This is a genomic window from Gramella sp. MAR_2010_147 (genome assembly GCF_900105135.1).
In the GTDB taxonomy this organism is placed as follows: Bacteria; Bacteroidota; Bacteroidia; order Flavobacteriales; family Flavobacteriaceae; genus Christiangramia.
The window spans coordinates 2,046,309-2,058,571 of sequence record NZ_LT629741.1 but is presented as its reverse complement, the minus strand read 5'-3'; the positions used below and the strand labels follow the sequence as shown (position 1 = coordinate 2,058,571).

Annotated in this window: 9 protein-coding genes; 6 read left to right on the top strand and 3 right to left on the bottom strand. The window is 38.8% G+C overall.

The annotated features are described in order from the left end of the window. Nucleotides 1-15 precede the first annotated feature (15 nt). From BLT95_RS09285 to BLT95_RS09260, 6 genes are all read left to right on the top strand, one after another. A complete protein-coding gene (locus BLT95_RS09285) occupies nt 16-900 on the top strand; it encodes a hypothetical protein (RefSeq protein WP_089665816.1) in 885 nt (294 codons plus the stop codon). Nucleotides 901-964: 64 nt separating this feature from the next. Continuing rightward, nucleotides 965-2,512 carry a glycine--tRNA ligase gene (locus BLT95_RS09280; RefSeq protein ID WP_089665815.1) on the top strand — a complete coding sequence of 516 codons (1,548 nt, stop codon included), beginning with the start codon at nt 965-967 and terminating at the stop codon, nt 2,510-2,512. Between the two features lie 120 nt (nt 2,513-2,632). Next, on the top strand, nt 2,633-5,623 hold the full coding sequence (locus BLT95_RS09275; protein WP_172822582.1) for a T9SS type A sorting domain-containing protein: 2,991 nt from the start codon (nt 2,633-2,635) through the stop codon (nt 5,621-5,623). A gap of 131 nt (nt 5,624-5,754) precedes the next feature. Continuing rightward, nucleotides 5,755-6,516 (top strand): exodeoxyribonuclease III, encoded by a 762-nt coding sequence (xth, locus tag BLT95_RS09270; RefSeq protein ID WP_089665813.1) that lies wholly within the window; start codon nt 5,755-5,757, stop codon nt 6,514-6,516. 6 nt (nt 6,517-6,522) lie between these two features. Further along, nucleotides 6,523-7,485: an OmpA family protein gene (locus BLT95_RS09265; protein ID WP_089665812.1), complete on the top strand. Its 963-nt coding sequence runs from the start codon at nt 6,523-6,525 to the stop codon at nt 7,483-7,485. 6 nt (nt 7,486-7,491) lie between these two features. Beyond that, on the top strand, nt 7,492-8,526 hold the full coding sequence (locus BLT95_RS09260; RefSeq protein WP_089665811.1) for an aldo/keto reductase: 1,035 nt from the start codon (nt 7,492-7,494) through the stop codon (nt 8,524-8,526). Here the strand turns inward: BLT95_RS09260 and BLT95_RS09255 are convergent. From BLT95_RS09255 to BLT95_RS09245, 3 genes are read right to left on the bottom strand one after another with little or no spacing between them, the layout of a single operon-like run. Then, nucleotides 8,523-9,659: a M23 family metallopeptidase gene (locus BLT95_RS09255; RefSeq protein ID WP_089665810.1), complete on the bottom strand. Its 1,137-nt coding sequence runs from the start codon at nt 9,657-9,659 to the stop codon at nt 8,523-8,525. The two genes, BLT95_RS09260 and BLT95_RS09255, sit on opposite strands and share 4 nt — an antisense overlap. A 44-nt stretch (nt 9,660-9,703) precedes the next feature. Then, nucleotides 9,704-11,068 (bottom strand): DNA repair protein RadA, encoded by a 1,365-nt coding sequence (gene radA / locus BLT95_RS09250; RefSeq protein ID WP_089665809.1) that lies wholly within the window; start codon nt 11,066-11,068, stop codon nt 9,704-9,706. A gap of 19 nt (nt 11,069-11,087) precedes the next feature. Next, nucleotides 11,088-12,236 (bottom strand): alpha/beta hydrolase-fold protein, encoded by a 1,149-nt coding sequence (locus BLT95_RS09245; RefSeq protein WP_089665808.1) that lies wholly within the window; start codon nt 12,234-12,236, stop codon nt 11,088-11,090. Nucleotides 12,237-12,263: the final 27 nt, after the last annotated feature.

Below are 12,263 nucleotides of genomic sequence, written 5' to 3'. Positions count from 1 at the left end.
AACTAAATTAAACTTATGATGACAGAAAAAAAGAACAATACCGCATTAAAGATTCTAACCGGTATTCTGGCTGTAGCCCTGGTTGCGCTTAGCATTTATACCATAAAATTTTATAATGAAGAAAAAGAGAATAAAGAGATTCTTCAAAAGGAAAAAGCTGTAATCGAAGATGAACTCAATGAGCTTATCGTAAAGTATGATGAAGCTATTGATGAAAATGAGGTTATGGATCAGGATCTTGTGAATGCAAGAGATAGGATTTCGAAATTATTAGATTCAGTTAAGGATAACGAAGCTAATCTAGTCCTGATTTCAAGATATCGTAGAGAGATTGGAAATCTAAAAACGGAGAAAGATCGTCTTTTTCGTGTGGTAGATAGTTTGAGTGCCCAAAATCAAATGCTTTCAACTTCCTTGGATAGCACTAGTGTAGCTTTAGAACAACGCACTAAATTTTCAGACTCATTAAAGACAACCAATCAAAGTCTTTCTACAAAGGTTGATAAGGCCTCAAGGTTAAAGGTAACCAGTCTTTCTGGAGAAGGAGTAATTGTAAGAAATAGCGGTAAACTGGTTGAAAACGATAATAATCGACGTGTAGATCAAATTAGAACCTGTTTTACTATTACTACTAACGATCTCGCTGAAGCCGGTGAGAAGCATATGTACGTGCAGGTATATAATCCTGAAAATGAACTGGTGGGTGATGAACTGGTGGTGCAGCATGAAGGAGGAACTATGGTCTATAGTGCAGCATCTAAGGTTTTCTATGAAAATGAAGAGCTTGATGTATGTATCCTGGCAAATACGAACGAGGATAGATTACTGGAAGGTAATTATAAAGTATATGTTTATAATGATGCTATACTTCTTGGTACAGGAAGTTTTAGTCTCAATTAATCTTAATTAATAATTTAAAGACCGTCCTGGATATTATTCAGGGCGGTTTTTTTATTTTTGCGCCATGGCAAAACAAGAAGATCTTTTTAAGAACGTAATATCCCATGCTAAAGAGTATGGATATATTTTCGCATCCAGTGAAATCTATGACGGCTTAAGTGCAGTTTATGATTATGGACAGAACGGTGCTGAATTAAAGAAAAATATCAAAGATTACTGGTGGCGCAGCATGACGCAGCTTAACCAGAATATCGTTGGGATAGATGCTTCTATTTTAATGCATCCAACCACCTGGAAAGCTTCAGGTCACGTAGATGCTTTTAATGATCCGCTTATTGACAATAAGGATTCTAAGAAGAGGTACAGAGCAGATGTTCTGGTAGAGGATCATGCTGAAAAACTTCTTCAGAAAGCAGAAAAGGAAATTAAAAAAGCCAGGAAACGCTTTGGGGAAGATTTTGATGAAGCGATGTACCGGGAAACTAATCCCAGAGTTAAGAGATACCTTGATGACAGAAAGGAAATTCTTGAGCGATTAGCTCGCTCGCTTACCAATGAAGATCTGGCCGATGTTAAAGCGCTAATTGAAGAACTTGAAATTGCAGATCCAGATACAGGCTCAAAAAACTGGACAGAGGTAAGACAATTTAACCTGATGTTCGGGACTAAACTTGGTGCTTCAGCCGATTCTGCTACGCAATTATACCTTCGCCCGGAAACTGCCCAGGGAATCTTTGTAAACTTCTCTAATGTGCAAAAAACCGGAAGAATGAAAATTCCTTTTGGAATTGCGCAAATAGGAAAAGCTTTTCGTAATGAAATTGTAGCAAGACAATTCATCTTTAGAATGCGGGAGTTTGAACAGATGGAAATGCAGTTTTTTGTACGTCCCGGGGAAGAACTGGAATGGTATGAAAAATGGAAAGAAATCAGGCAAAACTGGCATAAATCTTTAGGGCTTGGAGAAGAAAACTATCGTTTTCATGATCATGAGAAATTAGCACATTACGCAAACGCCGCATCTGATATTGAATTTAATTTCCCATTTGGATTTAAAGAACTGGAAGGAATACACTCAAGAACCGATTTTGACCTGAAAGCCCATGAAGAACATTCCGGTAAAAAATTAAGGTTTTATGATCCTGAATTAAAGGAGAATTATGTGCCTTATGTTATTGAAACCTCTATAGGGCTGGATAGAATGTTCTTATCGGTACTTTCTTCCTCATTAAAAGAAGAAGATCTTGGAGATGGTAATACAAGAACGGTATTAAAATTACCTGCTGTTCTCGCACCAACGAAGGCAGCAATTTTACCGTTAGTTAAAAAAGATGGATTGCCAGAGCTCGCGCAAAAGATCGTTGATGAGCTTAAGTGGGACTTTAGCGTTCAATATGATGAAAAGGATGCTATAGGAAGAAGATATCGCCGTCAGGATGCCACAGGTACTCCGCTGTGTATCACCGTAGATCATGATTCGCTGGAAGATAATGCTGTAACAGTTAGATTTCGTGATTCTATGGAGCAAAAACGAGTGGCTATAGAAGAGCTTGACAATTTGATTAGAAAAGAAACAGATTTCAAAACCTGGATGAAAGGTTTTTCAGAATAAATTTTCAAATAATTTTTAATTATTTAAGAAGGCAATTGATTTATTAATTGCCTTTTTTATTTCAATTAAATCGATAATGTCTATTTTTAAACAATTATTTCAATAAGAACCATTTGAGTGATGAAAAAACTACTCCTATTATTTTCTCTTAGCTTTATTTTTCATCTAAATTCTTCAGCCCAAATAAATGAGATTGCCGGGCCGGCTTTTATAGATTCGGCCAGCGTTGTGAAAGCGGGGCCTTTGTCTAAAGCACGATTAATTCGGCCTCAGGAGAAAGCAAAACTATATAATCCAAGAAATCGGGGTATTAATAAAGTGGTTCCGGGGAAGGGGTTGCCAAAAACTATAGATCCTGCGTTACAGAGTAAGATGGGAGATATCCCGGTAAAAGCACCGATCTTTTCTTTTGATGGGGCAGTTTCAAGATCAACCCCGTCAGATCCTACAGGTGCGGTTGGGAAAAATCATTATGTAAACGCATGGAATAGTGCATTTGCTATATGGGATAAAGAAGGAAATCAACTGGTCCCACCTTCTGCATTAGAAAGTATTGGAGGAGCTTTTAGTAACGAAAATGATGGTGATCCTATTGTCTTTTATGATGAATCGGCAGATAGGTTCATTCTTATGCAGTTTAGTGCTGAAGCCGGCAACGGAAGCTCTTCGCCTGCGGCACTATTATTTGCTGTTTCCCAGGGTCCAGATCCTATAAATAGTGGCTGGTATACTTATAGGTTTAATATGGAGTCTCTACCAGATTACCCAAAAATATCTTTATGGAATGATGGTTATTATATAACCACTAACAAGAATGCATTAGCCCCTCAGGGAAGAGAGATCGTATATGTTCTGGAAAGGGACAGGATGCTCCAGGGACTGGATAATGTTCGAATTCTCGGTTTTCCGCTTCCTGGTATACAAAACAACGGATTTTACAGTCCGGCAGGATTTAGTGTAATGGGCACAGATCTTCCACCTCCCGGAAATGCTCCTATAATATATTTACAGGATGATGATTGGGCTGGAGTTAATCAGGATCATTTGAAATTGTGGCTAATCAATGTAAACTGGAACAATATCGCGTCTTCTACAATAGAAGAAAGTCAGGAACTTACAAATGGAGTCTCACCCTTTACGGCAACCTTTGACGGGGGTGGTTTTCAAAATCTTGCCCAACCAGGCGATACGCCCGATATTGATGCGCTACAGGGAGCCATGATGTATATGACACAATATAGAAGGTTTGGTACGCACAACTCGGTGGTTATGAATTTTGTGGTAGATGTAGAACCATCTGCAGCAAAACACGCAGGTATAAGGTGGTATGAGTTAAGACAACCTAATGATGATGCGCCATGGAGCGTATATCAGGAGGGCACATATGCACCAGATAATAGCGATCGTTTTAGTGGAAGTATCGGGATAGACCTACGAGGAAATATCGCCATGGGATACACGGTTTTAAATGATAATCCTGCGAATCCTGTTTTTCCATCCATTAGATATACCGGTCGATTTGTGAATGACCAGTTGGGAGTGATGACTATACAGGAAGAGTCTATTGTGGAGGGTAATAGCCCGCAACCAAGACCGGAAGGTAGATACGGTGATTATGCACACCTGAGTATAGATCCTGTAGATGATCTAACATTCTGGCATAATGCTGAATATTTTGAAGGTGTAGACAGAGTGAATAAAGTGGGTGTGTTTAGAATTGCCGCCAATGAACCTAATGATCTGGGGGCTGTGGCATTGCTGAGTCCCCAAAATGCAACTTTAACCAATTCAGAAGCAGTGACCATTAGAATTAGAAATTACGGTACCAATGCCCAGTCTAATTTTGAGGTAAGTTACAGTATCAATGGCGGTACTGTAGTAACTGAAACCTATGAAGAAACCATTCCGGCAGAGAGTTCTGCTGAATTCACCTTTGAAGTTACAGGTGATTTTTCTGAAATTGGTGAAATATATACGGTCACCATCGCCACAAACCTTGAAAATGATTCTAACACCAATAATGATGCAATAGAAGTGGAGATTAAGAACCTGCCTCCTAATGATGTGGGGGTAACTTCTATAGACTCTCCTTTTACCGATGAAAATTTAACGAGTACCGAAGAAGTGACGGTCACCATTTCAAATTTAGGTGGAGAGCCACAACAAAATTTCCCCGTAAGCTATCAAATTGGGAATAATGCACCTGTTCTTGAAACCTATAGTCAGGTACTTTCGGTAGGGGAAGATGCGGTCTATACTTTTAATAGAACGGCCAATCTTTCCGGTTTTGGAAGATATATGATCGAAGCCAGAACAAGACTGGAAGATGATTTTGATCCTTCTAATGATGCGGAAACAATTTCTGTCGCGAATCTGGATTGTATTCCGGAAGGATCAGATTGTTCCCAGGGCGATGGTATTTTTTATTTTGAACTTGGAGAATACAGAAACGAAAGGATTCCCTGTACAAATGGGTATATAGATTTTATAGGGGGAACTACAGATTTGGATAGGTCGCAGGGAGATTTTACCGTAACCGTTCAAACTGGATTTGCTGAGGGTGAACGTGAGAAATTTTCTATGTGGATAGATTTTAATGATAATGCAGTTTTTGAAGATGATGAGCGTTTGATCACTTCAGAAGTTATTCCACAGGCGAACAGGCAGTTTTCCTACGATTTTTCTATTCCGCGTGATGCCGATCTTGGACAGCATTTACTAAGAATAAGAGCGGGAGATACAGATTTTGCAGGAGATCTTAACGATCCCTGTTCCGTGATGGCTTATGGAACTACCCATGATTATTCGGTAAATGTTACCGATAGCACTCTGGATATCGAAGATTTTATTCTGAATGAAGCAGAATTGGTGGTAGTAACTTTACCTAATCAGGACAATCAATTCAGGGCTATAATGGAAACAAGCTTCCATGAACCTTTGAGGATCACCGTTCATAATGTTCTAGGCCAGAAAATGATCGAAAATGAAGTTCGTAATGACGGAGATGCATATGTTTATGAACTCGACATGTCCTATGCTGCGAGAGGAGTTTACCTGGTAAGATTCGGAACAAGAAAAGTCGGGAAAGTAGCACGATTTATAGTGAAATAGTATTTCTGTGATTGCGCGTATAGTCACGAGGTAACTATGACGGCAAAAAGCCGATACTTTTTTGAAGATCGCAACCAATCCTCATTTGTAATTCCTGCAGATAGCCTTATTTTTGAAAAAACTCAATTTACATGACCATTATTTCCTATAACGTAAACGGTATTCGTGCCGCTATACGCAAAGGTTTATTAGACTGGCTTCAGCAGTCAAATCCAGATATAGTTTGTATACAGGAAATCAAAGCGCACCCGGAACAGTTGGATCTTTCTGAATTTGAAAAAGCGGGATACCCCTACCATTACTGGTATCCGGCTACTAAGAAGGGCTATAGTGGTGTTGCTATTCTAAGTAAAACTGAACCGAAAAATGTTACCTACGGTACTGGTATTGAATATATGGATTTTGAAGGCCGAAGTATTCGTGCAGATTTTGAAGATTTTTCCGTAATGAGTCTTTACTTACCCTCGGGAACCAACATTAACAGGCTGGAACTTAAATTCAAATTCATGGATGATTTTCAGCGATATATAGATCAGTTAAAACTGGAAATCCCAAACCTTATCATTTCCGGAGATTATAATATTTGTCATGAAGCGATAGATATTCACGATCCTGTAAGACTTAAAAATGTTTCAGGGTTTCTTCCGGAAGAAAGAAGATGGATAGATGGCTTTATGGAAAATGGATTTATAGATTCATTTCGCCATTTTAATGATGAACCAGATCATTATTCATGGTGGAGTTACAGGGCCAACGCGAGAAATAATAACAAAGGCTGGCGTATAGATTATAATCTGGTATCAGAACCATTAAAAGAACGTTTAAAACGGGCTGTTATTTTGCCTCAGGCATACCATAGTGATCATTGTCCCGTTCTTGTAGAAATAGAATAACATATTATGAAAATTAGACTTACCTCTTTTTTAGCTTTATTGATATTAGTGAGTTCCTGTGTTTCTTCGAAGAAATACGGAGAATTAGAAAATAGAAATGCCGATTTGCAAAGAAAGAACCGTTCTGTAAACGATGAATTAGATGGCTTTAAAGCCTCTAATGAGAAAATGGAGAAAGAACTCACTGGTTTAAAAACCGATTTTGAAAGTCTTACTACAGAACGCAATCAGTTATTGGAAAAATTAACTGCTCTGCAAAAAAACTATGAAAGTCTGGAAAAATCTTATGATGCTTTAGAGCAAAATAGTTCAGCCGCCATTGCTGAAAATTCAAGACAAAATAGAGAGTTGCTGGCCCAACTGGATGAGAAAGAAGCGAGCCTAATACAGGAAAAGAACAGGCTTGAAAAACTGCAAAAAAATCTTGCAATGCGTTCTCAAAGAATCGACGAATTAGAAAGTGTGATCGCGGCAAAAGATGCAAAAATGAATGCACTTAAAAATGCTGTTTCTAATGCGCTTACCAATTTTGAGGGCAAGGGTTTAAGTGTGGAACAACGAGATGGGAAGGTATATGTTTCTATGGAAAATAAATTACTTTTTAGCTCTGGTAGCTGGGCCGTAAATTCTGAAGGCCGCAAAGCAGTACAGCAATTAGGTAGTGTCCTGGCTCAAAATCCCGATATAGCCGTTTTAATTGAAGGTCATACAGATAATGTTCCTTATGGAGGAAGCGGTCAGTTGCAAGATAACTGGGATCTTTCAACAAAAAGAGCCACTTCAATAGTTCAGATTCTAAGAGAGAACACAAATATAGATCCGCAGAGTTTAACAGCGGCTGGAAAAGGAGAATTTGCACCTGTTGCATCAAATGATACTGAAGCAGGTAAAGCTAAGAACAGGAGAATAGAAGTGATACTAACTCCCAAACTGGATGAAATAACCAGGGTTTTAAACGAAATAGACTAAGATATAATGAAGTATACCAAACTTCCGAATACTAATATAGAAGTTAGTAAGATTTGCCTTGGTTCCATGACCTGGGGTCAACAAAATACAGAAGCAGAAGGTCATGAACAAATAGACTATGCGCTTGATAAAGGTGTGAATTTTATAGATACCGCTGAGATGTATTCGGTGCCTGCCAGACCAGAAACTCAGGGAAGCACTGAGAAAGTTATTGGAACCTGGTTAAAGAAAACCGGTAGACGTGAAGATGTGGTGATTGCTTCTAAAGTAGCCGGGCCCGGAGATATGGTTTCTCATATTCGCAAAGACCTTGGATTTCATAAGGCTGCGATAGAAGATGCTATAGATAAAAGTTTAAAAAGACTTCAGACAGATTATATAGATCTTTATCAATTACACTGGCCAGAGCGTAATGCGAATTTCTTCGGAAAACGAGGCTACGAGCATGAGGCTGATGAGCAATGGCAGGATAATTTCAGGGAAATCCTGGAAAGTTTGAAATATTTTATCGATAAAGGGAAAATAAGACATATAGGTCTTTCGAATGAAACACCATTTGGCCTGATGCGTTTTCTGGAAGAAAGTAAAAATGATCTCCCAAGAGTGGTAACGGTGCAAAACCCATACAATCTACTGAATAGAAAGGATGAGATTGGATTAACAGAGATCTATCATCGTGAAAATGTAGGTCTTTTTCCTTACTCCCCTTTAGGGATGGGAACCTTGAGCGGAAAACATCTGGATGGGGTTAAAGAAAACACGAGACTAAGCCTGTTTCCTCAATACAATAGATATTCTAATGAGGAGGCTGTAAAAGCAACCAGGGAGTATAAGAAACTGGCAGATAAATATAATATGAGCCTAACACACCTGGCGCTGGCATTTGTGAATCAGCAGCCATTTGTAACCAGCAATATTATTGGAGCCACGAGTATAGAGCAGCTAAAAGAAAATATTGAAAGTATAGAGGTAGTTCTTTCAGAAGAGATCCTTGAAGGGATCAATGAGATTCATAACTCAATTCCCAATCCGGCTCCTTAATTAAGAGATTGCACCAGGCTTTCATGGATGAACATAGAACGGTCCAGGCTGTCTCTTACGTGGAACCAGTCCGCAGTTTTGCCCTGTACCATTAGGATTTCCCCTATTTTTCCTTTTTTAATAATGGAAGAATTACTGGCTGCCGGTTTATTTCTGAAATTTGCAGTTTGAGCATTCACCTTTAATCTTGAAGATATTTCTATTTCTTCATTTACTTTAGCTTCTAGTTCTTCTGTTATATAAACAAAACCTAACGGATCTATGGCGCCTTCATTTCTTCTATAGATTCCGAAATGTAAATGAGGGGGAGTGGTCTTTGCATTCCCGGTGTTTCCAACAAAACCAAGTGTATCCCCCGGGTTTACCCTGCCAAGATCGGGGATTATACTATCCAGATGTGCATAATATAGTGATTGTTTGCGTTTGCTGTCTCGCAGCCAAACCTGTTTCCCTCCAAGACCTTTTTCACCTGTATATCCAACCCTGCCAGACGTTGGAGCGATCACTGGTGTTCCCTTTTTAGCAAAAATATCTATTCCCTTGTGATCTCTTCTGCCACCATCACGCATATCGCCCCAATAACTACCAATATCTGCATTGGCTCCATTTAAAACAGGAAATAAGTAGGTAGGAGATTTTTTAATCTTAATTTGGAATTGCGTGTTTGCTTCAATTTCAGGTTGAATTACAATTTTATATAAGCCTTTCTCATTAACCTCGAACCTTAAATTTTTAGTCTCTATTTCACCAGATTTTATCTTTTCAAATTCTTTACTACCAGAATTGGTTTTTTTGTAAAGTTCAGAAAAAATGAGTGTTGAGGAGGTGTCGGTAATGATTTCGGCCTCTACAACTTCTCCTGGAATTAGATAGGTTGCATACGAATAAATTGCAAAATTTCGTGGTTTTAACTCCCCGGTTTCCAGATATGGTAATTCTATTTCAAGACTGTCATTAAGGGCTTTAGGAATCCTGTTTTCCCAGATTTTGAAGATTTCATCTGAAATATTATTGTCTTTTTTGTATTGTTCCTTTTCAGAAAGACCAGTAATTAACTGTTCAGCTTTTTCCAGCTGAGAGCAGGATAGGAAAGAAAAAGATATAAGGAAAAATAGTATTTTTCTGAATCGCATATTTACTCAAATAGAGTCAAATATAATCAGTAATTATGCCATTTCTATTCAAAAAGGTGGCTAACTACATCTTCAATTTTCGCTACTTTGATAATCCTGATCTGAAAATCGCCTTTCGGAATTTTACTTTGTTTTGAAACCATAATGGAAGCAAATCCTAGTTTTTCAGCTTCCATTATGCGTTGTTCAATTCGCGTAACAGGTCTTATTTCTCCTGCAAGTCCTACTTCAGCAGCAAAACAGGTGTCTTTTTCTAAAGAAATATCTTCATTTGATGAGAGTATAGCTGCAACAACCGCAAGATCTATTGCGGGGTCATCTACGCTAATTCCCCCTGTGACGTTCAAAAAAACATCTTTTGCCCCAAGTCTAAAACCGGCTCTTTTTTCCAGTACTGCCAAAAGCATATTAAGTCTTTTAGCATTATAACCTGTAGTAGATCGTTGAGGTGTTCCATAGACCGCAGTACTCACAAGCGCCTGTATTTCTATCATTAATGGACGCATTCCTTCTAATGTAGAGGCAATCGCTGTGCCGCTTAGGTCTTCATCGTTTTTGGAGATCAGAATTTCGGAGGGATTGGTTACCTCTCTTAATCCGCTGCCTTGCATTTCATAAATTCCAAGTTCGTGCGTAGAGCCAAACCTGTTCTTATGTGCTCGCAAAATTCTATAAACATGGTTTCGATCCCCTTCAAACTGAAGAACGGTATCTACCATGTGTTCGAGTACTTTTGGTCCGGCAATACTCCCTTCCTTGGTAATATGACCTATCAGGATCACCGGCGTATTACTTTCTTTAGCGAATTTAATAAGCTCTGCGGTGCATTCTCTAATTTGGGAGATACTTCCCGGCGAACTTTCAATATAATCGCTGTGAAGTGTTTGAATGGAGTCTATGATCACCACTTCAGGCGCTACTTCTTCTACCTGACGGAAGATACTCTGGGTTTTAGTTTCTGTTAAAATTAAGCAGTTGGCAGGATTGGGATTGATGCGTTCTGCACGCATTTTAATTTGCTGCTGACTTTCTTCTCCCGAAACATATAGCACTTTGTAATTTAAGCCAAGTGATATCTGCAGCAAAAGAGTGCTTTTCCCAATACCGGGTTCGCCTCCAAGAAGCGTTAAGGACCCGGGAACGAGGCCACCTCCAAGAACCCTGTCTAATTCATTATTCCCGGTATTCATCCGGTTTTGCGGAGTATTCTCAATATCTCCTATCAGCAATGGTTTTGATGCTTTTTTTGCTTCTTTTTTTGCTGAGGTCTTCCAGTCTTTTGGATCTGGTTTTTGCACTAATTCCTCAACAATGGTATTCCAGTCGCCACAGGAATTACATTTTCCCTGCCATTTGGAATACTGTGCACCACATTTCTGACAATAATAAGTAGTCTTAACCTTTGCCATTTAACTGATCAATTTTACGCTAATAACCGAAATCTTTTTTGATCGCATCGGCTTTCTCCAACATAAAATCAGTGTTTATAAAGGCAATTTTTTCCTGCCCGTAGGCATTTTGGTATATTCTCATCGCCTTCTTAGGATTCCCTGTTTCTTCTTCATACCTGGCTTCGAAGAACGTGCCTAGCATAGTTCCTGGGTAGTGATCAAACGCCATTTTATATAATGCTTTATATTCTTCCCAATTTCTGGTTTTTTCTATCGCATTATAGACCGCCATGAAATCATTAACACTTATTTTTCTTTTAATCCCATATAACTCTTCAATAGAGCTATACTTTTCAGCTAAATATTCAGATGGGGAAACCGAAGTTTGAAGTAGGATTTCATTATAATCTCTCGTTGAAATAGGCCTGTAGATTTCGAACATACTGGAAATGGCTGAAGGAATTGCCTTACCTACCAGGGAATAATGCGTTTCATTCTCAAAATCCTGAAACTTATAAGTGACCATCTTATTTTCGATGTTTTTAAGCTGATTGTCAAAGCTTAAAATATCTTTCTTAAGGGCAGGAATATCATCACTGGCTGTTGCCATGTAATACCATTTTTTTGATTCGGCTGTTTTCAGGGCATTTGTAATCCTACTGGCCATCTCAGGAGCCAGGTCAGGGCTTAAATTAATATAGCCCTGGAAGATTGGAGACTGCTTGAGAAGGTAATAGTTTATAAAATTCGAAGTAAAATCGTGCCCTACGATCATCCTGAAATTAGCGGTCCTGTACTTTTGATCTAGTTGCGCAAGAAGTTCCATTCCTATAAACTCAAAGAATTTAGCGCCTTTTCCAGTTGGGAGAAAGTTATTATCGGCATAAGCGGTGTCATCCATTCTTATTCCATCCTGATTTACGCCGACAACGATCATTTCCGGGATATCTTCCCAATAAGAATAATAATCTACCATTCCTGCTACTGGCTCGAATAGATAATCTCCATCGAGAACCACCACCACGGGATAGCGTTTTTCCTTGTTTTCTTCGTAATTACGTGGAAGCTGAATCTTTATTTGCCTGGTTTCTCCCAGTTTTTGAGAAGAAAGACTTTCATGTTTAATCTGCGAATTGCTCACTATTGGCAAGGCAATTGCCAATAGCATTAGTAATAATTTTTTCATAGGTGTAGTATTGATTCGGGCCTACAA